Consider the following 25,709-nt stretch of genomic DNA (forward strand, 5'->3'; position numbering starts at 1 on the left):
GGGGGCGACGTCGTGACGACGAGCAGGTCACGGAACAAGGCGGGGGCCGGTCTGAAGGTCGAGCGGGTGTGGACCACCGAGGGGGTCCACCCGTACGACGAGGTGACCTGGGAGCGCCGGGACGTCGTGATGACGAACTGGCGGGACGGCTCGATCAACTTCGAGCAGCGCGGCGTGGAGTTCCCGGAGTCGTGGAGCGTCAACGCGGCCAACATCGTGACCACCAAGTACTTCCGGGGCGCGGTGGGCACCCCGGAGCGGGAGTGGTCCCTCCGGCAGCTGATCGACCGGGTGGTGAGCACCTACCGCACCGCCGGTGAGGAGTACGGCTACTTCGCGACCCCGGCCGACGCCGAGGTCTTCGCCCACGAGTTGACCTGGATGCTGCTGCACCAGGTGTTCAGCTTCAACTCGCCGGTCTGGTTCAACGTGGGCACGCCCTCGCCGCAGCAGGTCAGCGCGTGCCTTCCGTACGACTCGCTGGTCAGCACACCGGACGGGCTGGTGCCGATCGGCAAGCTGGTCGAGGACGGCGCCGTCGGGGCCAAGGTGTACGACGGGAACGGGCTGACCAGGATCGTGGCCGTCAAGGCCAACGGAGTCCGTGAGGTCATCCGGCTGCACACCAAGGCGGGCTACCTGCTCGACGTCACGCCGGACCACGTGGTGTGGAAGAGCACGGGCGACGGAACGGGCCAGTGGGTGGAGGCCGGCACCCTGAAGCCCGGCGACAGGCTCGAGTGGCACCGCACGTACGCCTACGGCGAGAGCGAACTCGACCTGCGGGAGATCCGTGAGGCCGCGCTCGCCGGTTGGTTGCAGTCGGACGGGTTCGTGGGCCAGTACGACGAGGGCAGCAACCGTTCGTTGACGATCGAGGCGATGACCGTCAACGACGATGAGTTGAAGTGGGTGACCGGCACCCTCGACGAGGTCTTCCCCGGCGTGCACCGCAATGAGCGCCCGGTCGTGACGCAGGACGACCAGCTCGACTGCCGGCGCACCCGCCTGTACGGCGAGCACCTGCGCCCGTTCGTGGAGAAGTGGAGCCTGCTGACCCGCGGCGTCGAGATGGAGGTGCCGGAGCGGCTCTTCACCGCGCCGTTGCCGGTCGTCGCGGCGTACCTGCGCAGCATCTTCCAGGCCGAGGGCTACGTCTCGGCCCGTGAGCACTCGACGCTCGTCGCGGCCGACATGATCTCGGAGAAGCTGATCCGCGGTGTGCAGAGCCTGCTGCTGCGGTTCGGGATCTTCTCCCGCGTCGGGTACAAGGCGGACCCGCGCCCGGACCGCAAGGGCTGCTGGTCGGTCCGCATCCAGAACGACGGCGACCGGGACCTCTTCGCCACCCACATCGGGTTCGTCGGCGCCGAGAAGATGGCCAAGCTCGAGCAGAGCTTCGCCAAGTCTGGCCGTCCGGCCAACGACGTCAAGCGGCTGGAGATCGACCGCGTCGAACCGCTCGGGGCGATGGAGGTCTACGACATCCAGACCGAGAGCGGCGAGTTCCTCGCCGGCAACCTCCGGGTCCACAACTGTTTCATCCTCGCCGTCGACGACTCGATGGACTCCATCCTGGACTGGTACAAGGAGGAGGGGTTGATCTTCAAGGGCGGCTCCGGCTCCGGGGTCAACCTGTCCCGGATCCGCTCCTCCCGGGAGCTGCTCTCCTCCGGCGGCACCGCCTCCGGCCCGGTGAGCTTCATGCGCGGCGCCGACGCCTCCGCCGGCACCATCAAGTCCGGTGGCGCCACCCGGCGCGCGGCCAAGATGGTGATCCTCGACGTCGACCACCCGGACATCGAGGAGTTCGTGGTCACCAAGGCGCGCGAGGAGGACAAGATCCGCGCGCTGCGGGACGCCGGCTTCGACATGGACCTGGGCGGCGCCGACATCGTCAGCGTCCAGTACCAGAACGCCAACAACTCGGTCCGGGTCTCCGACGAGTTCATGACCGCGGTGGAGAACGGCGGCGCCTTCGACCTGCGTGGCCGCCTCGACGGCGCGGTGATCGACACCATCGACGCCAAGAACCTGTTCCGCACGATTTCCCAGGCCGCCTGGGAGTGCGCCGACCCCGGCCTGCAGTACGACGACACCATCAACGACTGGCACACCTGCCCGGAGACCGGCCGGATCACCGCGTCGAACCCGTGCTCGGAGTACCTGCACCTGGACAACTCCTCGTGCAACCTGGCCTCGCTGAACCTGATGAAGTTCCTCCGCGCCGACGGCGGCTTCGAGGTGCAGAAGTTCGTCAAGTCGGTCGAGCTGGTCATCACCGCGATGGACATCTCGATCTGCTTCGCCGACTTCCCGACCGAGAAGATCGGCGAGACCACGCGGGCCTACCGGCAGCTGGGCATCGGGTACGCCAACCTCGGCGCGCTGCTGATGGCCTCGGGCCTGCCGTACGACTCGGAGCAGGGCCGCTCGCTGGCCGCGGCGATCACCTCGCTGATGACCGGCACCGCGTACCGCCGCTCGGCCGAGCTGGCCGGCGTCGTCGGCGCGTACGACGGGTACGCCCGCAACGCCGAGCCGCACAAGCGGGTCATGCGCAAGCACGCCGCCGCCAACGACGAGATCAAGCCGGCCGGCACCGTCGCCACCGCGGTCCAGCGGGAGGCCACCAAGCAGTGGACGCTCGGCAACAAGATCGGTGACAAGAACGGCTGGCGCAACTCGCAGGCCAGCGTGCTGGCGCCCACCGGCACCATCGGCCTGATGATGGACTGCGACACCACCGGCGTCGAGCCGGACCTGGCGCTTGTCAAGTTCAAGAAGCTGGTCGGCGGCGGCTCGATGCAGATCGTCAACCAGACCGTGCCGCGCGCCCTGCGCAGCCTCGGCTACCCCGAGGAGCAGGTCGAGGCGATCGTCGAGCACATCGCCGACCACGGCCACGTGGTGGACGCCCCCGGCCTCAAGCCGGAGCACTACCCGGTCTTCGACTGCGCGATGGGCGAGCGGTCCATCGCCCCGATGGGGCACGTACGGATGATGGCCGCCGTCCAGCCGTTCATCTCCGGCGCCATCTCCAAGACGGTCAACATGCCGGAGCAGGCCACCGTCGAGGACGTCGAGAAGATCTACTTCGAGGGCTGGAAGCTCGGCCTCAAGGCTCTGGCGATCTACCGGGACAACTGCAAGGTCGGCCAGCCGCTGTCGGCGGCGAAGAAGAAGGCCGCCGAGCCGGAGACCCCCGCGGCTGTGGAGCCGGTCGTGGAGAAGGTCGTCGAGTACCGCCCGGTGCGCAAGCGGCTGCCGAAGAAGCGCCCGTCCGAGACCATCTCCTTCTCGGTCGGCGGCGCCGAGGGCTACCTGACCGCGTCGTCGTACCCGGACGACGGCCTCGGCGAGGTCTTCCTCAAGATGTCGAAGCAGGGCTCGACCCTGGCCGGCGTGATGGACGCCTTCTCGGTGGCCATCTCCATCGGTCTCCAGTACGGCGTCCCGCTGGAGACGTACGTCAGCAAGTTCACAAACATGCGCTTCGAGCCGGCCGGCATGACCGACGACCCTGATGTGCGCATGGCGGCCTCGGTGATGGACTACATCTTCCGTCGCCTGGCCCTGGACTTCCTGCCGTACGAGCGCCGCGCCGAGCTGGGCATCTTCACCGCGAAGGAGCGGGCCGCCCAGCTCGCGGCCGAGGCGGAGGCGGAGGCGAGCGGTGCGGACCTCACCGCGATGGCCGCCTCCGCCCCGGTCGAGACCAGGCCGGAGGAGCCGAAGTCCGGCCCGATCGCCCAGCCGGCGCAGGAGGTGGCGGACGTCGCCGCCGCCAAGCCGGCGCCGTCTGTCGGCTCCAGCACCGAGCTGCTGGAGGCCGTCATCGGCAAGGCCGCCGACGCGCCGCTCTGCTTCACCTGCGGTACGAAGATGCGCCCGGCCGGCAGCTGCTACGTCTGCGAGGGCTGCGGCAGCACCAGCGGCTGCAGCTGACGTACGCGCGGCCCGGGCTGACTGCCCGGGCCGCGCCTCGCCTGATCGACACCGAATACGGCAAGTCGGGGTGTCCAACGCACTGGGACACCCCGACTTGCCGTACCGCGGGTCGGTGGATGCTCCGGTGTGCTGCGATCCTGAGGGCGTGACGGCCGCCGAGACCTACCGCACGTTCGCTGGGCGCGAGGCGCGCGGTGTGTCACCCGCGTACGAGCGTCTGGCGCTGGCCGTGTCCCGCGATGCCGATCTGCTCGCTCTGATCGAGACGCTTCCGCCGCCCAAACGGCAGCCGAACCTGCTGTTCGCCGTGGTCCGGCTGCTCGGTGGTCCGGTTGAGGACCCCACGGCCTTCCACGACCACGTCCTCACGAACTGGCCGGCCATCGAGCTGGGAATCCGGGCCAGGGCGACGCAGACGAACGAGGCCGGCCGGTGCGCCGTACTGTTGCCAGTGCTCACCGCTCTGCCACAGCCGCTGGCGCTCCTGGAGATCGGAGCCTCCGCCGGCCTCTGCCTCTACCCCGACCGGTACGCGTACCGTTACGGCAGCCACGTCCTGGGCGATGGCGAGCCGGTCCTCGACTGCGCGCTCACCGGCACCACGCCCCCGACCCAGGTGCCCACGGTGGTGTGGCGGGCCGGGCTGGACCTCAACCCGCTCGACGTCACCGATCCGGACGACGTCGCGTGGTTGGAGGCACTCATCTGGCCGGAGCATGCGCATCGGCGGGCCCGACTGCGCGCCGCCGCAGCTGTCGTCGCGGCCGACCCGCCGCTGCTCGTCCGCGGTGACCTGCTGGACGACCTCCCGGCGCTGGCCGCGCTGGCACCACCCGACGCGACCCTGGTGGTGTTCCACAGCTCGGTGCTGTATCAGGTGCCGACCGCACGGCGGAACGCCTTCGTCGAGCTGGTTCGTGAGCTGCCCGGGCACTGGATCGCAACCGAGGGCCCACAGGTGCTGCGCTACGACGAGCTACCCGAGCCGCCGGGCGAAGGGTTCCACAACGTGCTCGCGCTGGATGGCACGCCGCTCGCCTGGGCCCGCGGGCACGGGCAGGCACTGTTCTGGTTCGGCTAGCCGGATCAGCGGTCCCCGTCCCCGTCGGTCGGACGTTGGGCGGTCGCCTTATATGGCAGCGACTCAGTTGCCCGAGTGCTGCCTACCGCCGCAGGTGAGTGAGGAAAGCGGACCATGTCCGGCCGCCGAAGCGAAGGATCGAACCCGAGGTGTCCTTGCTGTCGCGAACCTCGACGGTGTTGTCCGTGTACCGGGCCTCGACGCAGGCACCGTTGCTGCCGCTTCGGGTGCTCTTGCGCCACTGCGAGTCCACGGTCCGCCTCCTACTCCTTACGCCTCGCGTCTCGGATCTCCTCGATCATCGCGGCCGAGTCTGTGGGTGACAAGGCCGCGGCGCGCAGGCTGTTGAAGACAACCGTACAGCGCCTCACATCCTCTCCCTCCGCGTACAGGTCGCCCGTAAGGCCCTCGATGTAGACCACGCCTGGACCCTCAGCGAAGTTCAGGATGTGGAAGCTGGACAGCATGGAGGCGTAGGCGCCTTCTCGGAACGGGATCACCTGGACCGACACGTTCCAGCGCTTGCTGGCTTCAAGCAGCGCGGTGAGTTGGTCGGCCATGATCGCTGCCCCGCCGATCTGACGGCGCAGCACCGCCTCGTCGAGAACTGCCACGAGGCGCAGCTTCCCCGACGTGATCAACTCCTGACGCTGCATCCGGACGGCAACCCGACGCTCAACCGCTTCCGGCGATGGCTCGAATGCGTCCTCGCTGGTCATGGCCCGGGCGTAGTCCGCCGTCTGGAGCAAGCCTGGCACGACCAATGTCTCGAAGTTCTGTACCTCCTCGGCGGCGGACTCCAAGCCGATGTACTGCCGGTACGACGACGGTAGGTCGCCGTACTTGGCCCACCAGCCGCGCTGTTTCCCGCTCTTCGCCATCGACAGCAGCGTGTCGCGTAGCTCGGCGTCGGTCACGCCGTAGCGATCCAACAGCGCGTTGAGCGCGGGTCCCTTGATGCCGACCCGCCCCGCCTCGATGCGCCGCAGCGTACTTGCCGAGACCTCGATTACCTCGGCGGCCTGCTCGGCCGTCACGTTGGCCTCCTCGCGGACCCGCCGAAGCTGCGCGCCGAGCTGGAAGCGAACGAAGGTCGGACTCTCCATGCCGGTCATTGTGCCGGTTGGCCCCTCCAACACGCTCGGACCTTCTTGGCGTGTTGAGGTTGACCACACAAAAATGCGCGCGCAAAAATGTCGGTGCAAGTTCATGATGAGTCCCGGGGCTGGAGGGGCGATGCCGCCGCGTGTGTCGTACGACGGGTACCTGCTGGCGGCGGCGCTGACCCTGGCCCGGCGGCATCGCCCGGTCTGGTCGTGGCGGCTGTGGCGGCGGGTCTGCCGGTGCGGCACCGAGTTGCCCTGCCGCGCCCGACACCGCATCCCGATCCGTCGTGGCCATTGGCCGGGGGAGGAGCAGGCGTGACCGAGCAGCGGGCCGGCCAGATCCTGGCGGTGCATCTGCCCGATGTGGATGGGCTCTGTATCGGCTGCCGGCGGTGGTGGGCGCGGATGTCTCCGTACCCCTGTTATCAGGCGGAATGGGCGTGCCGCTGGCATGCCCGCGCGGCCACCTGGCGCTTCCTCGGCGGCGACTCGTGAGCACGCACGGGCCGGTCCTGCCGGTGTGGACCTGCGGTGGATGCAACGGGCCGTGGCCGTGCCCGACCCGGCGCAGGGAGTTGGCGGCGGAGTTCGAGGGAGCGCCGGTGTCGCTCGCGCTCTACATGGGGTCCTACCTGGTCTCGGCCGCCGAGGATCTGACCTGGGTTCCGGCGGGACTCCTGCACCGACGCTTCCTCGGATGGATCCGGTGAGCGTGATCCGGCCGGGGGACGAGCGCTTCCACTACAGCGACGGGTCACACAAGTGGATCCCGCCCGACCCGGACTACGACCAGGACGTGTGGGACGAGATGGTCCGGCAGCACAAGCAGCAGCACCTCGACGAGATCCGCCAGCGGCGAAGGCCGCACTCATCTGGCGACAAACCGTCGCCCGGGCGATACGCGAAACCGGACCGGCCCTCGTGATGCTGCGTTCATGATCGGATACGCCGTAGCGGCCCCCACCGCACGTGTCGTGCCGCTCTGGCGTATCCGATCGTCCCTGCCAGTGGTGCCGGCGGGCGTGGCGGCTGCCGTGCCTCCCCGTTGGGCACGGCAGCCCGCCGCCGTCAGCGGCCCTGCTTCTCCTGGCACGGCACGCAGAAGCGCGCGTGCGGCAGGATCTCGAGGCGCTCGCGGGGGATCGACCCGGAGCACCGCTCGCAGGTGCCGTAGCGCCCCTCGGCCATCCGTCGCAACGCTCCACTGATCTGGTCCAGGCTCTGCCGGGTGGTGGCGATCAGGGCGCTCTGGGTGTGCGCCTCGCCCGGGTCGCCGGTGTCCGCGGTGAGCTGCGTCAGCCGCGCCGTCTGCACTTCGAAGTCGTGGGTCAGGGTGTCCCGCAGCTCGCCGAGCCAGTTGCGTTCGTCGGGCTGAACGTGTGTCGTCATGGGTGGACTCCTCCGGAAAAGAAAAAAGGGCCGAAGCGTTGTCGCTTCGCCCTTGGCGGCCGGTACCGAGATTCGTACCGGTCCACGGAGGGCCACGCCCGGTGGGGCTCGGCTGCGCGGAGGCGGCCGAGCCGACGGGGGACGGCGCGACCGCCGTACGCACCGCCCGGGTCGAGTGCTGGAACGGCCGGCGGGCAGCGTCGGACGCCGTCGTCAGCGCGACGACGGTGACCGAGTGCTGGCCGGACCGATGCATCCGGCAACCATAGGCCCCGCCGACGAGAAAGCCAACGTCCTTCCCGAAGCCGCACTCGTCCGTGGTCGCGATGCCGCCGTCGAGGGGATCAACCGCCGCGGGGCGTTCCTAGACTTGCCGGGTGAGTGGAGAGCGACGACCGCTGGCGCCGCGGCCCCTGACGGAGCCGCACCCGTCCCGGCTGGCGCCCGAGCACCCCGACCGGACACGCATCCTCGCCGCGCACACGGCCGCCCTGACCGCCGGGCAGGCCGGCTACCCCGACCCGGCCACCGGCCTGTTCGTCCTCACGGCCGGCTTCCTGGCCCGTCGTGGCACCTGCTGCGGTCGCGGCTGCCGGCACTGCCCCTACGTCGACGACTGACCGAGGAGCGGGGGTCAGCTTGCCGCTACGAAGACGCGGCTGGCGACCTCGCGGGGGAGTCGGATGCGGTCGCCGGAGCGGTCGATCGACACCCCGTCACGCTCCTGGGCCACGGTCACCGTCGCGCCCGGGTCGACCCCGGCGGCGTGCAGCTGGCGCAGCACGTCCGCGTTGGTCTGCACGCTCTCGCAGATCCGGCGGACCACCACCGGGCCGGACAGACCGGGGAACGCCAGGTTGCGCTCACTCTCCGTCGACTCCGCGTCGGTCGGCCCCGGGGAGCCCAGCTCCTCCAGCCCGGGGATCGGGTTGCCGTACGGCGAGCGGGTCGGGCGGTTGAGCAGGTCGTACACCCGCTTCTCCACCGCGTCGCTCATCACGTGCTCCCACCGGCAGGCCTCCTCGTGGGCCTCCTCGTAGGGCATCCCGATGACGTTGACCAGCAGCAGCTCGGCCAGCCGGTGCTTGCGCATCACCGAGATCGCCGCGTTGCGGCCGGCCGAGGTGAGGGACAGGTGCCGGTCGCCCTCGACGGTGAGCAGGCCGTCACGCTCCATCCGCGCGACGGTCTGGCTGACGGTGGGGCCGCTCTGCCGCAGCCGCTCGGCGATCCGAGCGCGCAGCGGCGGCACACCCTCCTCCTCGAGTTCGAGGATGGTACGCAGGTACATCTCGGTCGTGTCCACTAGATCGTGGCGCATCGATGCCTCCTCTCGGCGGAGGTATTTCCGCGCTCACTCGTGTCGACCAAATCATGCTTCACGGCAGACCCTCCAGTGATCGATGCTACCCCGCGTGACGGGGAACGGCCGACGCCGAACCACCCCGTGGGCAACGGGATGGTGTTGACTGGACGCCATGTCCGGTACCGAGGAGCTGCTGGTCGAGGTCGACCGGCTCGCCGCCGAACTCGACGGCGGTGACCCGCCGACCCTGCTCGACGTCCGCTGGCGCCTGACCGGTCCGCCCGGGCGCGACGACTACGCCGCCGGCCACCTGCCCGGCGCGGTCTTCGTCGACCTGGACACCGAGCTGTGCGGCCCGCCGGGCGCCGCCGGTCGGCACCCGCTGCCCGACCCCGCCGCGCTGCAGGCCGCGTTGCGGGCCGCCGGCGTCCGCGCCGGTCACCCCGTCGTCGTGTACGACGGCGGCGACGGCATGTCCGCCGCCCGCGCCTGGTGGACGCTGCGCTGGGCCGGCCACCGGGAGGTACGCCTCCTGCACGGTGGCTACCCCGCCTGGGTGGGGGCGGGCCGACCCACGTCGACCGAGGTGCCCGCGCCGCGGCCCGGCGACGTCGAGGTGCGTCCCGGTGCGCTGCCGGTGCTGGACGCGGCCGGGGCCGCCCGGCTCGCCGCGGCCGACGAGGGCGTGCTTGTCGACGTGCGGGCCGCGGCCCGCTACCGCGGGGAGACCGAGCCGATCGACCCCGTCGCCGGCCACGTGCCGGGCGCGGTGAACCTGCCCGCGACCGCGTACGTCGCCGAGGGCCGGTTCCCGACGGCCCGGCGGCTCCGGGAGCGGTTCGCCGCCGCCGGGGTGACCGGCGACCACCCGGTCGGCGCGTACTGCGGCTCCGGCGTGACGGCCGCGCAGGCGGTGTTCGCGCTGCACCTGGCGGGCCGACCGGACGCCGCCCTGTACGTCGGCTCGTGGAGCAACTGGGTCGCCGACCCCGCCCGCCCGGTCGCGGTGGGGGAGGAGCCCGCCGGGTCCGCGCCGGCGGCGTGAGCCGCACCGCCCGACACCTGCGCGTGCGCAGCGCGCGTGGTGGGTGGCCGGGGCGGCCCGTGCGACGATGGGCGCATGTCGGACGACACGGTGGTGGTGTGGGACGAGTCGCTGCTCGCCTACGACCTCGGTGACCATCCGCTCGACCCGGTACGGGTCGAGCTGACCGTCGCGCTCGCGCGGGAGCTGGGCGTCCTGGAGCGCCCGGGGGTGCGGCTGGTCAAGCCGGAGCCCGCCGACGACGACCTGCTGACCCGGGTGCACGATCCCCGCTACCTGGAGGCCGTCCGCATCGCCCCGCAGGACCCGCTGTTCGCCGGTTTCGGGCTGGGCACCTCCGACAACCCGGTGTTCCCCGGCATGCACGAGTCCAGCGCGCTGATCGCCGGCGCCTCGGTGGCGGCGGCCGAGGCGGTCTGGCGGGGCGAGGCACGGCGGGCGGTCAACGTGGCCGGCGGGCTGCACCACGCGATGCCCGCCCGGGCCTCCGGTTTCTGCGTCTACAACGACCCCGCGGTGGCCATCGCCCGCCTGCTCGACCTCGGTGCGCGCCGCGTGGCGTACGTCGACGTGGACGTCCACCACGGCGACGGGGTGCAGCAGACCTTCTGGGACGACCCCCGCGTGCTCACCGTGAGCCTGCACGAGACGCCGCTGGCGCTCTTCCCGGGCACCGGGTTCCCCGACGAGACCGGCGGGCCGGAGGCGCAGGGCAGCGCGGTCAACGTGCCGCTGCCCCCGGGCGTTAGCGACGCCGGCTGGCAGCGCGCGTTCCACGCGATCGTGCCGTCGGTGCTGCGCGCGTTCCAGCCGGAGATCCTGGTCACCCAGTGCGGCGCGGACGGGCACCGGCTCGACCCGCTCGCCGACCTGCACCTGTCCGTCGACGGGCAGCGCGCAACGTACATCGCCCTGCGGGCGCTCGCCGACGAGCTGTGCGACGGGCGCTGGGTGGCCACCGGCGGCGGCGGGTACGCGCTGGTCGAAGCCGTGCCCCGGGCGTGGACCCACCTGCTCGCGGTGGCCACCGGCGAGCCGCTCGACCCGGCCACACTCACCCCGCCCGCCTGGCGGGAGCTGGCCGCCGCCCGCTGCCCCGGCCGGGACATCCCGCTGCGGATGACCGACGACGTCGACCCGTCGTACGAGTCGTGGCAGCCCTCCGGGGAACCGAACGCCGTGGACCGCGCCATCGCGGCCACCCGCAAGGCGGTGTTCCCGCTGCTCGGGCTCGATCCGCACGACCCGCGCGACTGAGGCGGGCGGGAAGGGCCGCTTACCGTGACCACAGTGGATCAACCGGTGGACGTGCTGCTCAGCGACGGCACCACCGTCCAGTTGCGGCCGATCCGGCCGTCCGACGCACCGGGCATCGTCGCGATGCACTCGCGCTTCTCGGAGCGCACCCGCTACCTGCGCTACTTCTCGCCGTACCCGCGGATCCCGGAGCGGGACCTGCAGCGCTTCGTCAACGTCGACCATCGGGACCGGGAGGCGTTCGTGGTGCTGGTCGGCGACCAGATCGTCGCCGTGGGCCGGTACGAGCGGCTCGGCCCGGAGTCGCCGGAGGCCGAGGTGGCGTTCGTGGTGGAGGACGCCTATCAGGGCCGGGGTATCGGGTCGGTGCTGCTGGAGCACCTCGCCGACGCGGCCCGGCGGATCGGCATCATGACCTTCGTCGCCGAGGTGCTGCCCGCCAACGGCGCGATGCTGCGGGTCTTCGCCGACTTCGGGTACCAGGTGCAGCGCCAGTTCGCCGACGGCGTCGTGCACCTGAGCTTCCCGATCGCCCCGACCGAGGCGACCCTGCAGGTGCAGCGGGGCCGGGAGCACCGGACCGAGGCCCGGTCCGTGGCCCGGCTGCTCGCGCCGCGCGGCGTGGCCGTCTACGGGGCCAGCGCCACCGGGCAGGGCGTCGGCGCGGCGGTGCTCGGGCACCTGCGCGACTACGGGTTCACCGGGTCGGTGGTGCCGGTGCACCCGTCCGCGCGGACGGTCGCCGGGCTGCCCGCGTACCGGTCGGCGGCCGGCGCGGGCCTGCCGGTCGACCTGGCCGTGGTGGCGGTGCCACCGGAGGCGGCGGAGGAGGTGGTCGGCGACGCGGCCGCCGCCGGGGCGCACGGCCTGGTCGTCATCAGCGCGGGCTTCGCCGAGGCCGGGGCCGAGGGCGCCGCCGCGCAGCGCCGGCTGGTCCGCGCGGCCCACGCGGCGGGCATGCGGGTCGTCGGCCCGAACTGCCTGGGCGTGGCGAACACCGACGCCGAGGTACGCCTGAACGCCACGCTGGCCCCGCGGCTGCCGGTGCCCGGTCGGGTCGGGCTGTTCAGCCAGTCCGGCGCCTTCGGGGTGGCGCTGCTGGCCGAGGCGGACCGGCGGGGGCTGGGCCTGTCCAGTTTCGTCTCGGCCGGTAACCGGGCCGACGTCTCCGGCAACGACCTGCTCCAGTACTGGCAGGACGACCCCGGCACCGACGTGATCCTGCTGTACCTGGAGACCTTCGGCAATCCGCGCAAGTTCGCCCGGCTGGCCCGGGGGATCGGGCGGGAGAAGCCGATCGTCGCACTGGCCTCGCCGGCCCGCCCACCTGGTCTCGGGGGCTCGGCCGGCCCGGACGAGGAGGCGGTGAGCGCGCTGTTCGCCCAGTCGGGCGTGATCCGGGTGGACACCGTCGCCGAGCTGCTCGACGTCGGCTTGCTGCTGGCGAACCAGCCGCTGCCGGCCGGCGACCGGGTCGCCGTCGTCGGGAACTCCTCCGCGCTGGCCGGCCTCGCGGCCACCGCCTGTGCCGCGCAGGGGCTCACCCTGGCCGACGGCTACCCGCGCGACGTCGGGCCGCGCGCCGGCGCCGCCGAGTTCGCCGCCGCGCTCGCCGCGGCGGCCGCCGACGAGGCGGTGGACTCGCTGGTGGCGGTGTTCGCGCCGCCGCTGCCCGGTCAGCTGCCGGACACCGAGACGGACTTCACCGCGGCCCTGCCCACGGCGCTCGCCGGCGGCAAGCCCACCGTGGCCACGTTCCTCGCCGGGCGTGCTCCCGCCGGGGTGCCCGCGTACCCGAGCGTGGAGGAGGCGGTACGTGCGCTGGGCCGGGTGACCGCCTATTCGGGCTGGCTGCGCCGGCCCGCGGGGATGCTGCCCGAGCTGTCCGGGGTGGACCGGGACGTGGCCCAGGCGGCGCTGCGCCCGGAGTCGTTCGACCCGGCCGGGCTGCTGGACGCGTACGGGATCGAGGTGGTCGATTCCGTGCCGGCGGCGTCCGAGGAGGCCGCGGTCGAGGCGGCACGGCTGCTCGGGTACCCGGTGGCGGTGAAGGCCGCCGCCCCGGGCCTGCGGCACCGGCTGGACCTCGGCGCGGTCCGCCTCGACCTGCCCGACGAGACGGCCGTGCGGCGGGCGTACGCCGAGATGTCGGCCGAGTTCGGCGGGAACGTCCTGGTCCAGCCGATGGTCCCGCCCGGCGTGGCCTGCGTGGTGGAGCTGGTGGAGGACCCGGCGTTCGGGCCGGTGGTCGGCTTCGGCCTGGGTGGCGTCGCCACCGAGCTGCTCGGTGACCGGGCGTGGCGGGCCGTGCCGTTGACCGACCTCGACGCAGCCGAACTTGTCGACGAGCCCCGGGCGGCCCCGCTGCTGCGCGGGCACCGCGGGGCGGCGCCGGTGGACCGGGCGGCGTTGGCCGATCTGCTGCTGCGGGTGGGGCGGCTCGCCGACGAGCAGCCCCGGGTCCGCGCGCTGACGCTGAACCCGGTGCTGGCCCGCCCGGACGGCCTGTCGGTGCTGCACGCGACGGTCCGGATCGGCTCGGCCGCGGCGCGCCCCGACACCGGCCCCCGCCGCTTGTGAAAGGAAGGGCCCCTTCTTAACGCCGGGCGTTGTGGAAGGGCCCCTTCTTAACGCCCGTCAGGCGCGGCTGCTGATCTGCTGGACGGCCCAGGAGTTGCCGTCGGGGTCGTCGAAGAAGACGAAGCCGACGTTGTCGAGCGGGTCCGGCACCGGCCGCGGGTTCTTACCGATGACCTGGATCTCGCTGACGTCCACACCGCGCTCCACCAGCTGCGCCCGGGCCTTGTGCAGGTCGGGCACGACGAGTTGGAGCCCCTTGAGGGACCCGGGCGGCATCTCCGGCACCGCGCCCTTGCCGATCACCACGGAGCAGCCGGAGCCCGGCGGGGTCAACTGCACGATCCGGATGTCGTCGCCGACGACGGTGTCGTGGTCGACGTCGAAGCCGAGCCGGTCGGCGTAGAACGCCTTGGCCCGGTCGATGTCCGAAACGGGGACGATCACCACTTCCAGGGTCCAGTTCATGGTCTCTCTCCTGTCGTCAGGGCGAGCAGTTCGGCGAGGCGGCTGAAGCTCTCGCCGACGCCGCGCGCCATCGGGTAGCGCAGTACGCGGTCGCGGCCCTCGGCGGTCGCGTACCGCAGGGTGGTGGTCACGGTGGTACGCCCGGCCAGCTCAGTGAACTCGTGGCGCACCAGGGTCTCGCCGGGGTACGACTGGTCGTCGAAGAGTTCGGTGCAGACCAGCAGGTGCGGCGGCCGGATGTCGCGGTACACCCCGGCCTGCCCCATCCGCTCGCCGTCCGGCCCCTGCGACACGTACCGCCACCGGCCGCCCACCCGCAGGTCCACCGTGCACTCGATCAGCCGCCAGCCCTGGGCGCCGTACCAGCGGCGCAGCAGCTCGGGGCGGGTGAAGGCGGCGAACACCTGGTGCGCGGGGGCCTCGAACAGCCGGCTCAGCACGATCTCCCGGTCTCCTGGGGCGTGCACGACCAGCGGGTCGTCGGCGGTGCTCACGGCACGCCGTCCCCGGCGTCGCGAAGCTCGTCGAGCAGGGCGTCGAGGCGTTGGTAGCTCTCCGCCCAGTAGTCGCGGTAGTCGGCGAGCCAGGCGGTGGCCTGCCGCAGCGGCCGGGCCTCCAGGCGGCAGGGCCGCCGCTGCCCGTCCCGCCCCCGGCTGACCAGGCCGGCCCGTTCGAGGACGCGCAGGTGCTTGGACACCGCGGGCTGGCTCATCGCGAACGGCGCGGCCAGTTCGGTGACGGTCGCCTCGCCGGCCGCCAGCCGGGCGAGGATGGCGCGCCGGGTCGGGTCCGCCAGCGCCGCGAACGTCGCGTCCAGGTCCGCAGTCATTCATAACCTCCCGGTTTCATAACCAAGAGGTTTCTATCCCGTACGCAGGACGGAGTCAAGCACCACCACGACGACGGCCCCGGCGAACCGCCGGGGCCGTCGTCGGGCACGCCCACCTCAGCAGGCGTACGCCTCCAGCCGCTGCGCCCGCTCCGGCGCCCGCAGCTTGAGCAGCGTCACCTTCTCGATCTGGCGGATCCGCTCCCGGGAGAGGCCGAACTCCCGCCCGACCTCGTCCAGCGTGCGCTGCCGGCCGTCGTCCAGCCCGAACCGGAGCCGGATCACCGCCTGCTCGCGCTGCGACAGGGTGGCGAGCACGATGCTCACCTCCTGCCGGAGCTCCCCGTTGGCGGCGGCGTCGTCCGGGCCGGCCGCCGGGTCCACCGCCGCCACGAAGTCGCCGAGCGCGCTCTCGCCGTCCTCACCGACCGCCTGGTCCAGGCTCACCGGCTCGCGGTCGTACGAGATCAGCTCGATCACCTGGAACTCCGGGACGTCCAGCGCCCGGGCCACCTCGGCGACGGTGGGCTCCCGGCCCAGCGTGACCGACAGCTCCCGCCGGGCCCGGACCATGCGGTTGACCTGCTCGACCATGTGCACCGGGATGCGGATGGTGCGGGCCTGGTCGGCCATGGCGCGGGTGATGGCCTGGCGGATCCACCAGGTGGCGTAGGTGGAGAACTTGTAGCCCTTGGTGTAGTCGAACTTCTCGACCGCGCGGATCAGGCCGAGGTTGCCCTCCTGGATCAGGTCGAGGAAGGCCATCCCGCGGCCGGTGTACCGCTTGGCGATGCTCACGACGAGGCGCAGGTTCGCCTCGAGCAGGTGGTCCTTGGCGGCGCGCCCCTCGGCGGCGACGAGCTCCAGGTCGGACCGCAGCTCCGCGGAGACCGGCGTGCAGGTGGCCAGCTTCTCCTCGGCGAAGAGCCCGGCCTCGATCCGGCGCGCCAGCTCGACCTCCTGGGCGGCGGTCAGCAGCTTGGTCCTGCCGATGCCGTTGAGGTACGCCCGGACCAGGTCCGTGGAGACACCGCGCTCGTCGGTGGCGTCCAGGTCGGTCAGGGTGTCGGTGCCGTGGTCGGTATCGGTCGTGGCGGCCGGGCGCATCCGGTGCTCCATCATCTGCAAGGCCATCTTTCGTCTCTCCCCGTGTCCACGTCTGTGCCGCGAGATCCGGCCCAGTGGTGCCGGTTGACAAACAGCTTGGCGGGCCGGGCGTAAAACGGGAGTGAGGCGATCGGGGACCCGACAGGAATCCCACTGGGCGTGTCGCCGTAGGGGAGCCCTTGCCGGCGGCGGTTACCGTGCCAGCGGTCGGCCGGTGGAGGCCGGCCGCCGCCGGCGACCGCCGGCGAACCCCCGGCACAGGTGATGGAGGGCGTCGTGGTCTTCAAGCGGCTCATGCAGGCGATGGGGGTCGGTGGCCCCTCGGTGGAAACCGTCCTCGCCAATCCGAACTGCCGCCCGGGCGGCCAGCTCGAGGGGACCGTCCACGTCGCGGGCGGCGACCACGCGGTGGACGTGTCGTACGTGGCGCTGGGCCTGGTCACCCGCGTCGAGGTGGAGAGCGGTGACAACGAGTACCAGACCACCCAGGAGTTCCACCGCCAGCGGGCCACCGGCGCCTTCCGGCTCGAGCCCGGGCAGCGGTACGACGTACCGTTCCGCTTCGACGTGCCCTGGGAGACCCCGCTGACCGAGCTGTACGGGCAGCACCTGCACGGCATGACGATGGGCCTGCGGACCGAACTGGAGGTGGCCCGCGCGGTCGACAAGGGCGACCTGGACGCGGTGGCCGTGCATCCGCTGCCGTCGCAGGAGCGGATCCTGGAGGCGTTCCTGCGGCTGGGCTTCCGGTTCTCCCGTGCCGACGTCGAGCGCGGCCACATCTACGGCGTGCACCAGACGCTGCCGTTCTACCAGGAGATCGAGTTCTACCCGGCACCGCAGTACGCCCGCGCGGTCAACCAGCTGGAGGTCACCTTCGTGACCGACCCGCGCCAGATCCAGGTCGTTCTCGAACTGGACAAGCGCGGTGGCGTCTTCACCGAGGGCCGGGACGCGTTCGGCCGCTTCACCGTGGACCACGCGACGGCCGACCGCACCGACTGGACCGCCCAGCTCGACGCCTGGCTGCGCCAGTCCCTCCAGCGTCGGGGCCTGTTCTTCTGACCGGACCGCCGCCCGGTCGCTCACACCCAGCCGTGCCGGGCGGCGTACCAGCCGAGCTGCATCCGGGTCTCCACCCCGGCGAGGTCCATCAGGTGCCGCAGCCGCCGTTGCAGGGTGCGCAGCGACATGTCGAGCCGGGTGGCCACGACCTGGTCGGTGAGCCCGGCCAGCAGCAACGCCAGGACCTGGCGATCCAGCTCGGTCGGGCCGTCGGCCCCGTCGTGCCCCGCGGCGTCGCTCACCGCCCCGGCGGCCGAAGCGCTCAGCGGGTGGGCGTGCCGCCACACGATCTCGAACAGCGCGTCCATCGCCGCCAGCAGCCCGGAGCGGTGCAGCAGCACCGCGCCGGGCTCGCCGCCGGCGGTGGCGGTCAGCGGCACCAGGGCGAGCTCCGCGTCGGCGAGGATGAGTTTGATCGGCAACGACTCGACCACCCGCACCTGGACGCCGTTACGCAGCGACTCGACGGTCTCCGCGACCACCCCCGGTTCGGCGAGGGTGGGCCGGTCCACGACGACCCGGAACCGCACCCCCTGGCCCACCGCCACTGACTCGACGGCGTTGGTGCCCGGCGGCACGGCGATGAACGGCGTGGTGACGAAACTCCGGACCTCGGTACGCGCCGCGTGCTGCACCTGGGCGAACCGGTGCCGCACGGCGTCGACGCCCGTGACCACCTCGATCAGCTCGTCGATCGTGCGCCCCGCCACCGCGCCGCGGTACTCCTCGGCGAGGGTGACGAGCGCCAGCTCCGCGCTGCGCAGCGCGGAGCGTTGCTCGCTGATGAGCGCCCCCAGGGCGACCGCCGGGGGCGCCACCGAGAACTCGGTGTCCGGCCCGGACGCCACCAGGCCGCAGTCGACCAGGCGCTCCAGTGCCGAGGCCACCGCCGTCGCGGGTAGCCGCAGGGCGTCGGCGAGGCCGGCGACGTCGGTCCGTGCCCGCCGGACCAGCAGGCCGTAGACCGCCTCGTCCTCGGGGCTCAGCCCCAGTACGCCCAGCATCGGTGGCTGCCTCCCTGCGCCCGTCGCGGCACGGGAAGTATGGGACACACCCATGAGTCCTGACCAGGTCCGCGGCGGAGCGGACACGCCGTCGGGACCCCCGGACGGTGCCGGTCCCGGGGCCCCGAACGGCGCTATCACCGCAGGCCGTACGCCCGGATGAGCTCCTGCCGGATGCCGAAGCCGGCGTCGGTGCGCGCCGCCACCCGCACCGAGACGAAGCCGCCCGGCTTCTTCGGCAGTTTCAGCGACCCGTTCCACCAGTCACCGGAGCGGCTCAGGGTCACCCGCTGCCAGCTGGCGCCCTCGTCGTACGAGACCTCCAGCTCGACGGACCTGACCGTGCCGGTGCCGCTGCCGCCGGGCTGCGGTCCCGCCTTGATCCCGATCCGCTTGGTGGTGCCGGCCTTCAGGTCACCCCGCAGGTCGGTCTCCAGCGCGTAGTCGAGCTGCAGCAGCGCGAACGGGACGAAGGTGTCCGCCTCGTTCGAGCTGGAGACGAAGTCCCACTCGGTGTGCGTACGGGTGGACAGCCGCCACTCCTCGGCCGGCCGCGACGCGTCCAGCACCAGGCGGTACGGCAGCGTGCCGCCGGGCACCTCCGCCCACTGCAGGTCGGAGTTGAAGACGTTCTCGGCCAGCAGGGTGTCGCCCTGGTACAGCTTGAGGTTCGTCGGTACCGAGCCCCACTCCAGGTTGCCCCCGTGCTCGAGCACGTCGTCGGACGGGCTCCAGGCCTGCACGTTGACCGTCAGGTAGTCGCGGTAGCGGCTGTTCTTCACCCCGAAAGCCCGGCTGAAGGCCGGCCGGACGGCGGGGGCGAACCAGTCCAGCCCGGTGGTGGTGCCCCTGGCGTACGTGTTCAGGTACGCGGTGTCGGTCCAGGTGCCCTGGCTGTGCACCTCGTACCAGACCACGTCCGGGGTGACCCACTCGGTGCGGCTGCCCGGGTGCCGCTCGGTCTCCGGGAAGCCGAACGACGGGCTGAACGTCATGTCGTACCGGTAGCCGGAGCCCTGCGTGTCCTTGACGGCGTAGTAGCGGGCGTCGATCCGGGCCAGGTCGTTCCGGGTCGGGTGGTACGTGAGCGCCCGGTCGGGCACCTGGCCGGGCCAGACCTCGGTCAGGTCGTAGAGGTAGCTGGCGAATGGCACCCGGGTGGCGGTCAGCTTCGGCGCCTTCGTCCGGACCGCCTCGATGAGCTGCTCGCCGGCGTCTCGACTCAGAGTGCCGACGGGGATCGGGGACTCGCCCACGTACTCGTTGAGGATGCCGGGACCGTCGTTGACGACCAGGAGCAGCTTCGCCCCGGCGGCCGCCGCGGCGGCGGCGCGATCCGGTGCGGGGACCGCGTCGCTGCGGGTCACGATGGCCACCTTGCCCGTGACTTCGAGGCCGGCGTACTCGTCCGGGCCGCCGGTGCCGACGTGGACCGCCGGCAGCCGGTCGGTGCCCGCGGTGAGCGCGGCGCCCGGCTGCACGGTGGCGTTGACCGGCGGCAGGCCGGGGACGGCCACGGTCAGCATGGGCTCGCCCTTGCGCCACCGGGCCGCCATGGTGAACGACCCCTGCTCGACCCGCTCGGTCGGCAGCACGTAGAGGTCGTCGTACCTGATCGGCAACTGGTAGACCGAACGGTAGCTGTCGCCGCCGGCGTACTCGACGGTGTAGTCGATCCGGCGCTGCCGGTCCTGGGTGCGTTGCGGGGCGGTGGTGTCGAGCAGGCGGGCCCGGCTGGCGTCCAGCACCACCTCGGACGACCGGTCGAGCACCGTCTCCGGGTCGACGAGCACGGCAAGGCCCAGGGAATCGGCCCGCTCACCCGGCACGTCGAGCGCCGACTCCACGGTGTACGTGCCCGGCGGCAGCCGCAGGGTCCGCTCACCGTCGACGGCGTACGACCAGGTGAACCACTCGCCGGCCCGCTTCAGGGCGATGGTCGAGCGGGCCGGCTTGCCGTCGCGGCCGCGTAGCTTCACGGTCAGGTCGTACCGCTCCTCCTCCTTGAGCAGGGCGAGCGCGGTGCGGGTGACCGGGGCGCCGGTGGCTGCGTCGGTGCCGACGAGGTACCCGGTGACCTGACCGTAGGGGGCCGACCGGGGGTCGCCGGACACCGTGACCTCGGCGCTGCCGCCGGCCGGCACGGTCACCGAGGAGGCGCTGAGCGAGAACGGGCCGGTGCCGGTGACGGCGAGGTTCAGGGTGACCGCGGCGGCGCCGGAGTTGGTGAACGTCACCGGCTTGGCAACCGGGGCGTCCGTGGCCTCGTGCGGCCAGTCGAAGTTACCGAAGAACGCCGACCCGGTGGCCCGCACGGGGTTGCGCAGCGCCGCCGCCACGTCCAGCCGGCCGGTGCCCACCTGGTACGGGCCGTAGCTGTCCGCCACGGCCTCGGCGCTGCTCATCAGCGCGTCCTTGAGCTGCGGGCCGGTCCACTCCGGGTGGCGCTGGGCGAGGATCGCCGCTGCCCCCGCCACGTGCGGAGCGGCCATCGAGGTGCCGTCCATGCTCTGGTACATGCCCTCGCCCGGGGACTGCTGCGAGCGGGCCGCGGAGATGCCGACCCCCGGCGCGGCGATGTCCGGCTTCAGCGCCCCGGTGCGCGCGAGCGGCCCGGTGCTCGAGAACCAGGCGAGCTGGTCCTGCTTGTCCACGGCGCCGACGGTGAGGGCGCTCCCGGCGGTCCCGGGCGAGCCGATGCTCTGCGGTCCGGAGTTGCCGGCGGAGACCACGAAGAGGGTGCCGTGCCGCGCGGAGAGAGTGTCCACCGCCAGCGCCATCGGGTCGGTGCCGTCGGTGCGCGACGCGTCGCCGAGGCTCATGTTGACGACGTCGGCACCGGATTCGGCCGCCCACTGCATGCCGGCGATGATCCAGGAGTCCTGGCCGTACCCGTCGTTGCCGAGCACCTTGCCGACGATCAGGTCCGCACCCGGCGCGACGCCCTTGTGGTCACCGCCGCCGGCCGCGCCGGTGCCGGCGATGGTCGAGGCGACGTGGGTGCCGTGGCCGTGCACGTCCGACGTGTCCTCGCCCGGTACGAAGCTGACCTTCTCGTCGATCTGGCCAGCCAGGTCGGGGTGGGTCGCGTCGACGCCGCTGTCCAGCACCGCGACCGTCACCCCGGCGCCGTCGTAGCCGGCGGCCCACGCCTCGGGCGCGCCGACCTGCGGCACGCTCTCGGTCAGGTTGACCTTCACGCGGCCGTCCAGCCAGAGTTTCGCCAGCCCGCTGCCGAGCGCTGTCGCGGGAGCCGACGCGGGTGCGACGGCGGACCAGACGGTGCGGGCCTGCTTCTTGTCGGCCGCCAGCGCCCGGCCACCGATTCCGGGCAGGTCACGGACGACCTTGGTGCCCTTCGGTGCTGCCGGACGGGCCGAGCGGGCCGACGCCTTCGGGTAGGTGGCGATGAGGGGCAGCGCGGTGGCGCGGGCGTCGTCGTACCCCATCTCGATGAGGTCGGTGACGTTGAACAGCCGCCGGTCGAGCCGGTCGCTGCTCAGCAGCGGCATCGCCTCGTCGGGCAGGACGTACAGGTCGTCGCCGCTCTGCTGGACGCGGACGCCGCCGGTGGCGTCGTCCGGCCGGTCGACGTCGGCCGTGGCCCGGCCGTCGGCGAAGGTGGTCACCGTGACCACGTCACCGGTGACCAGGGTGACGGTGCGGGTGTCCCTCGTCGCGGCGGGTGCGTGGGTCGGGGTCGGCCCGGCCGCCGTGGCGGGCGTGTGGATCGCCGCGGCTCCGGCCGCGACCATCCCGGCCGCCGCCGCGGCGGCGATCAGCCGCCGTCTCGTCCGGCCGGAGGCGAAGGGCTGTGAGGGGGAAGGCATGGCACGGTTCTACCGCCGCCCTCGGGCCTGGTGAACAAAGTTCGATGGCGGGCTCGCGCCGTGGCGCGAACCCGCCATCTGCGGATCGGTCCCGCCCGTACCAGGTGGGGCGGGATGGCGCGGAGCCGCTCCGGGTCGCGGCCGTTCGAGCGTGCGCCGCGCGCTCAGGCGCCCGTCGTCGCGGCGCCGTCGGGCACCGGCGGGCTCAACAGTGGGCTCGGTCGTGGGGCAGGGAGGTACGGGCGGCAGGACGAGCGGATGACCAGCTCGGTGGGCAGCCGGATGTGTGTGTCGCGTTCGACGCCGCCGATCAGGTCGACGAGCAGGCGCATCGCCTCGGCGCCCATGCGCTGCAGCGGTTGCATGACCGTGGTCAGCGGCGGGTTGACAAGCGCCGACTCCGGGATGTTGTCGAAGCCGATCACGGACAGGTCGTCGGGCACCGCGAGTCCCATCCTCCGGGCGACGTCCATCGTGGCGATCGCGGAGAGGTCGTTTCCCGCGAAGATCGCGGTCGGCCGGTCGGGGAGCGCGAGCAGCTCCGTGGCGATGCTGGCGGTGCTCTCGGTCCGGAACCCGCCGACGCGGACGAGCGCCTCGTCCACCGCCACGCCGGCGTCGGCCATGGCCTTACGGAAGCCCGCCTCGCGCAGGCGGGCGGACTCGAGGTCGGGCCGCCCGCTGATGTGCGCGATCCGGCGGTGGCCGAGCGACAGGAGATGGTTGGTCGCGAGTACGGCGCCGGCGAAGTTGTCGGAGTCGACGGTGGGCAGACCCGACGGGCCGGTGTGCGGGTCCACGGCCACCACGTGGAACCCCTGCTTGGTCTCCACCACGGTCGGCGTGACGATCACGGCTCCGTCGATGAGCGTTCCGGAGAGGCGGGCGAGGGAGCGCCGTTCCCAACCCACGGCCGCGCCGGCGCCGTCGCCGCTGGAGTAGGCCAGCAACTGGTAGCCGGTGCCGGTCACCTCCGAGGAGGCGCCCTTGAGCAGCTCGGTGGAGAACGGTTCGAACTCGGCGACCAGGATGCCCAGCACGTTCGTGCGGTGACTGCGTAGGCTCTGCGCACCCAGGCTGGCCTCGTATCCGAGCTGGTGGATGATCTGCTGGACGCGCTCCACGGTCGCCTGCGCCACGCCGTACCGGCCATTCACCACCTTGGATACGGTTGCGACGGAGACGCCGGCCGCACGGGCCACGTCCGACATGTTGACACGCTGGGGGAACGCCACGTCGACGATGATAGAGCGCTCGACGAGCCCCGCCGTCAGCGAGTCGAAAACGTTATCGACAACGATTGACTCGGAGTTACACGGCTGTAAAACTCCCCCGCAGGCCGAGCACCGCGACTGACTAGTCGAGGAGACACCGATGGCGATAAAGCGCCGTGCCAGCACCGTCCTAGCCCTGTCCATCACGACCGCGCTGCTTGTTGCCGGATGTGGCGGCGGCGGTGAGTCCGAGGCTCCCCCCGAGAGCGAACTCTTCAAGAACCCGGTCACCCTGACCTGGTGGCACAACGCCTCACAGGACGGGCCCGGCAAGACCTACTGGGAGAAGGTCGCCAAGGACTTCTCCGCCAAGCACCCGACCGTCACGATCGAGATCGAGGCGATCGAGACCAACCAGCTCCAGCGCACCCGGCTCCCTGCCGCCCTGCTGAGCAACGACCCGCCGGACATCTTCCAGTCCTGGGGTGGCGGCGAGATCCGCGAGCAGGTCGAGGCCGACTACCTCAAGGAGATCACCGACCAGGTCAAGACGGAGGTCGCCGACATCGGCAGCGCGACCGAGATCTGGGCGGTCGACGGCAAGCAGTACGGCCTGCCGTACCGGATGGGCATCGAGGGCATCTGGTACAACAAGGACATGTTCGCGAAGGCGGGCATCACGGCGCCGCCGAGCACCTTCGAGGAACTCAACGAGGCGGTCACGAAGCTCAAGGCCATAAACGTCATCCCGATCGCCCTGGGCGCCGGTGACAAGTGGCCGGCCGCGCACTGGTGGTACAACTTCGCGCTGCGCGCCTGCTCGATCGACACCCTGAAGAAGGCGTCCACCGACAAGGTCTTCGACGACCCGTGCTTCGTGAAGGCCGGCCAGGACCTGAAGGCGTTCATCGACACCGAGCCGTTCCAGCCCAACTTCATCGCCACGCCGGGCCAGAACGACCCCACCAGCGCGAACGGCCTGCTCGCCAACGGCAAGGCCGCCATGGAGCTGATGGGCGACTGGAACCGGGGCACCCTGGACACCGTCGCCGCCGACAAGGCCGCGCTCGGCAAGTTCCTCGGCTGGTTCCCGGTGCCGGCGATCTCCGGTTCCGCCGGCGACCCGAAGGCGGCCCTCGGTGGTGGCGACGGGTTCGCGTGCGCCAAGAACGCCCCGGCCGAGTGCGTCGAGTTCCTCAAGTACATCGTGAGCCCCGAGGTGCAGAAGGGCTACGCCGAGACCGGCACCGGCCTGCCGGTGGCCAAGGGCGCGGCGGACGGCGTGACGGACCCCGCCCTGAAGTCCATCCTGGAGGCCACCTCCAGCGCGAGCTACGTGCAGCTCTGGCTCGACACGGCGTACGGCAGCACCGTCGGCACCGCGATGAACGACGCGATCGTGGCGATCTTCGCCGGAAACGGCACACCGGAACAGGTCGTCGAGGCGATGAAGGCGGCCGCACGCAAGTGACCACGACCGACCCGACACTGAGCCTCGCCGGCGGCGCGACCGCGCCGCCGGCGGGGCGCCGGCCCGCCAGGCGTTCGTCCTACCGCGCGGCCGAGACGCGACGCAAGTGGTACGAGATCATCGGCCTCACCACGCCAGCGGTGATCGTGTACGTGATGTTCGTGCTGGTGCCGATGGGCTTTGCCTTCTACTACAGCCTCTTCCGCTGGCGCGGGGTCGGCCCACCCACCGACTACGTCGGCTTCGACAACTACGTCCTCGCCTTCCAGGACCCGATCTTCCTCGACGCGCTGCGCAACAACGCGATAATCGTCTTCGGGTCGCTGCTGATCCAGGGCCCCGTCGCGCTGGGCGTGGCCCTGCTGCTCAACCGGAGCTTCCGCGGCCGGACGGTGTTCCGCCTGCTGGTGTTCGTGCCCTACGTGCTCGCCGAGGTCACCGTCGGCATCATGTGGAAGCTGATCCTGACCCCCGACGGCACGCTCGACGAACTGCTGCGGTCGTTGGGAATGGGCGGCCTGGTGCAGGCGTGGCTCGCCGACCTCGACGTCGTCATCTGGACGCTGCTGCTCGTCCTGACCTGGAAGTACGTCGGCTTCGCCATCATCCTCCTGCTCGCCGGCCTGTCGAACGTGCCGCAGGAGCTCAACGAGGCGGCCGCGATCGACGGTGCGAGCTGGTGGCAGATCCAGCGCCACATCACGCTCCCGTTGCTGGGCCCGACGATCCGGATCTGGATGTTCCTGTCGATGATCGGTTCGTTGCAGGTCTTCGACGTGATCTGGGTGACCTCGGTACCCGCGGTGCGGTCGCTCGGCGCATCGGCGACCATGGCGACGTACATGGTGGACAACGGGTTCTTCGCCCGGCTGTGGGGCTACGGCAACGCGGTGGCCGTGATCCTGTTCGCCATCTCGTTCGTCGCGGCGCTGCTGTTCCAGCGTTTCCTTCTCCGCCGTGACATCCAGGGCGCCATCACCGGAAGGGTGCACCGATCGTGACCGCGAAC

Annotated in this window: 23 protein-coding genes; 12 read left to right on the plus strand and 11 right to left on the minus strand. The window is 71.9% G+C overall.

The features are described 5' to 3' along the window. Positions 1-12: 12 nt before the first annotated feature. Positions 13-3,948, plus strand: coding sequence for a vitamin B12-dependent ribonucleotide reductase (locus tag ABTW87_RS07630; protein ID WP_350649530.1), 3,936 nt, complete (start codon positions 13-15; stop codon positions 3,946-3,948). A gap of 148 nt (positions 3,949-4,096) precedes the next feature. After that, positions 4,097-5,032 carry a DUF2332 domain-containing protein gene (locus tag ABTW87_RS07635; protein ID WP_350649532.1) on the plus strand — a complete coding sequence of 312 codons (936 nt, stop codon included), beginning with the start codon at positions 4,097-4,099 and terminating at the stop codon, positions 5,030-5,032. A gap of 82 nt (positions 5,033-5,114) precedes the next feature. Here ABTW87_RS07635 and ABTW87_RS07640 read toward each other — a convergent pair whose 3' ends face one another. Both ABTW87_RS07640 and ABTW87_RS07645 read right to left on the minus strand, forming a co-directional pair. Further along, positions 5,115-5,285 (minus strand): DUF397 domain-containing protein, encoded by a 171-nt coding sequence (locus tag ABTW87_RS07640; RefSeq protein WP_350649534.1) that lies wholly within the window; start codon positions 5,283-5,285, stop codon positions 5,115-5,117. 10 nt (positions 5,286-5,295) lie between these two features. Then, the gene (locus ABTW87_RS07645; protein ID WP_350649536.1) at positions 5,296-6,138 is read right to left on the minus strand and encodes a helix-turn-helix domain-containing protein; all 843 of its coding nucleotides are present in this window, start codon (positions 6,136-6,138) and stop codon (positions 5,296-5,298) included. Positions 6,139-6,268: 130 nt separating this feature from the next. Between ABTW87_RS07645 and ABTW87_RS07650 the strand changes: the two genes are divergently transcribed. The 3 genes from ABTW87_RS07650 to ABTW87_RS07660 all read left to right on the plus strand — a co-directional run bounded on the left by ABTW87_RS07650 (position 6,269) and on the right by ABTW87_RS07660 (position 7,063). Further along, positions 6,269-6,457 carry a hypothetical protein gene (locus tag ABTW87_RS07650; RefSeq protein WP_350649538.1) on the plus strand — a complete coding sequence of 63 codons (189 nt, stop codon included), beginning with the start codon at positions 6,269-6,271 and terminating at the stop codon, positions 6,455-6,457. After that, complete coding sequence (locus ABTW87_RS07655; protein WP_350649540.1) at positions 6,454-6,633, plus strand: hypothetical protein; 180 nt, start codon at positions 6,454-6,456, stop codon at positions 6,631-6,633. The genes ABTW87_RS07650 and ABTW87_RS07655 overlap by 4 nt, the downstream gene beginning before the upstream one ends. 202 nt (positions 6,634-6,835) lie before the next feature. Next, complete coding sequence (locus tag ABTW87_RS07660; protein ID WP_502891542.1) at positions 6,836-7,063, plus strand: hypothetical protein; 228 nt, start codon at positions 6,836-6,838, stop codon at positions 7,061-7,063. Positions 7,064-7,206: 143 nt separating this feature from the next. On the opposite strand, the gene ABTW87_RS07665 is transcribed toward ABTW87_RS07660, so the two are convergent. Then, positions 7,207-7,527, minus strand: coding sequence for a TraR/DksA family transcriptional regulator (locus ABTW87_RS07665; RefSeq protein WP_350649542.1), 321 nt, complete (start codon positions 7,525-7,527; stop codon positions 7,207-7,209). 377 nt (positions 7,528-7,904) lie between these two features. On the opposite strand from ABTW87_RS07665, the gene ABTW87_RS07670 reads away from it, so the two are divergent. Next, positions 7,905-8,147, plus strand: coding sequence for a DUF5522 domain-containing protein (locus tag ABTW87_RS07670; RefSeq protein WP_350649544.1), 243 nt, complete (start codon positions 7,905-7,907; stop codon positions 8,145-8,147). 14 nt (positions 8,148-8,161) lie between these two features. On the opposite strand, the gene ABTW87_RS07675 is transcribed toward ABTW87_RS07670, so the two are convergent. Then, the gene (locus ABTW87_RS07675) at positions 8,162-8,848 is read right to left on the minus strand and encodes an iron-dependent transcriptional repressor DtxR (protein WP_350649546.1); all 687 of its coding nucleotides are present in this window, start codon (positions 8,846-8,848) and stop codon (positions 8,162-8,164) included. Positions 8,849-9,005: 157 nt separating this feature from the next. On the opposite strand from ABTW87_RS07675, the gene ABTW87_RS07680 reads away from it, so the two are divergent. The 3 genes from ABTW87_RS07680 (at position 9,006) to ABTW87_RS07690 (ending at position 13,715) form a co-directional block, all read left to right on the plus strand. Then, a complete protein-coding gene (locus ABTW87_RS07680; RefSeq protein WP_350649548.1) occupies positions 9,006-9,878 on the plus strand; it encodes a sulfurtransferase in 873 nt (290 codons plus the stop codon). A 75-nt stretch (positions 9,879-9,953) separates the two neighbouring features. Next, the gene (locus ABTW87_RS07685; RefSeq protein WP_350649550.1) at positions 9,954-11,135 is read left to right on the plus strand and encodes an acetoin utilization protein AcuC; all 1,182 of its coding nucleotides are present in this window, start codon (positions 9,954-9,956) and stop codon (positions 11,133-11,135) included. Positions 11,136-11,159: 24 nt separating this feature from the next. Next, on the plus strand, positions 11,160-13,715 hold the full coding sequence (locus ABTW87_RS07690; RefSeq protein WP_350649552.1) for a bifunctional acetate--CoA ligase family protein/GNAT family N-acetyltransferase: 2,556 nt from the start codon (positions 11,160-11,162) through the stop codon (positions 13,713-13,715). Between the two features lie 57 nt (positions 13,716-13,772). Here the strand turns inward: ABTW87_RS07690 and ABTW87_RS07695 are convergent, their stop codons facing one another. The 4 genes from ABTW87_RS07695 to sigB form a co-directional block, all read right to left on the minus strand. Next, complete coding sequence (locus ABTW87_RS07695; RefSeq protein WP_350649554.1) at positions 13,773-14,180, minus strand: VOC family protein; 408 nt, start codon at positions 14,178-14,180, stop codon at positions 13,773-13,775. Beyond that, the gene (locus ABTW87_RS07700; RefSeq protein WP_350649556.1) at positions 14,177-14,674 is read right to left on the minus strand and encodes an SRPBCC family protein; all 498 of its coding nucleotides are present in this window, start codon (positions 14,672-14,674) and stop codon (positions 14,177-14,179) included. The genes ABTW87_RS07695 and ABTW87_RS07700 overlap by 4 nt, the downstream gene beginning before the upstream one ends. Then, on the minus strand, positions 14,671-15,009 hold the full coding sequence (locus ABTW87_RS07705; RefSeq protein WP_350649558.1) for an ArsR/SmtB family transcription factor: 339 nt from the start codon (positions 15,007-15,009) through the stop codon (positions 14,671-14,673). Before ABTW87_RS07705 ends, ABTW87_RS07700 begins: the two co-directional genes overlap by 4 nt. Positions 15,010-15,126: 117 nt before the next feature. Further along, the gene (gene sigB, locus ABTW87_RS07710; protein ID WP_502891543.1) at positions 15,127-16,143 is read right to left on the minus strand and encodes an RNA polymerase sigma factor SigB; all 1,017 of its coding nucleotides are present in this window, start codon (positions 16,141-16,143) and stop codon (positions 15,127-15,129) included. A gap of 249 nt (positions 16,144-16,392) precedes the next feature. Here sigB and ABTW87_RS07715 point away from each other — a divergent pair, with 249 nt between their 5' ends. Next, positions 16,393-17,181: a sporulation protein gene (locus tag ABTW87_RS07715; protein ID WP_350649560.1), complete on the plus strand. Its 789-nt coding sequence runs from the start codon at positions 16,393-16,395 to the stop codon at positions 17,179-17,181. Positions 17,182-17,201: 20 nt separating this feature from the next. On the opposite strand, the gene ABTW87_RS07720 is transcribed toward ABTW87_RS07715, so the two are convergent. From ABTW87_RS07720 to ABTW87_RS07730, 3 genes are all read right to left on the minus strand, one after another. Continuing rightward, positions 17,202-18,185, minus strand: coding sequence for a helix-turn-helix domain-containing protein (locus ABTW87_RS07720; RefSeq protein ID WP_350649562.1), 984 nt, complete (start codon positions 18,183-18,185; stop codon positions 17,202-17,204). Between the two features lie 137 nt (positions 18,186-18,322). Next, the gene (locus ABTW87_RS07725) at positions 18,323-22,015 is read right to left on the minus strand and encodes a S8 family serine peptidase (protein WP_350649564.1); all 3,693 of its coding nucleotides are present in this window, start codon (positions 22,013-22,015) and stop codon (positions 18,323-18,325) included. Between the two features lie 164 nt (positions 22,016-22,179). Further along, complete coding sequence (locus ABTW87_RS07730; protein ID WP_350649566.1) at positions 22,180-23,250, minus strand: LacI family DNA-binding transcriptional regulator; 1,071 nt, start codon at positions 23,248-23,250, stop codon at positions 22,180-22,182. A 139-nt stretch (positions 23,251-23,389) separates the two neighbouring features. Between ABTW87_RS07730 and ABTW87_RS07735 the strand changes: the two genes are divergently transcribed. Further along, entirely contained in the window at positions 23,390-24,700 is a 1,311-nt protein-coding gene (locus ABTW87_RS07735; RefSeq protein ID WP_350649568.1) for an ABC transporter substrate-binding protein, read from the plus strand. Beyond that, positions 24,697-25,701: a carbohydrate ABC transporter permease gene (locus tag ABTW87_RS07740; protein ID WP_350649570.1), complete on the plus strand. Its 1,005-nt coding sequence runs from the start codon at positions 24,697-24,699 to the stop codon at positions 25,699-25,701. The genes ABTW87_RS07735 and ABTW87_RS07740 overlap by 4 nt, the downstream gene beginning before the upstream one ends. Positions 25,702-25,709: the final 8 nt, after the last annotated feature.

The organism is Micromonospora sp. NPDC126480, assembly GCF_040302465.1.
GTDB lineage: Bacteria > Actinomycetota > Actinomycetes > Mycobacteriales > Micromonosporaceae > Micromonospora.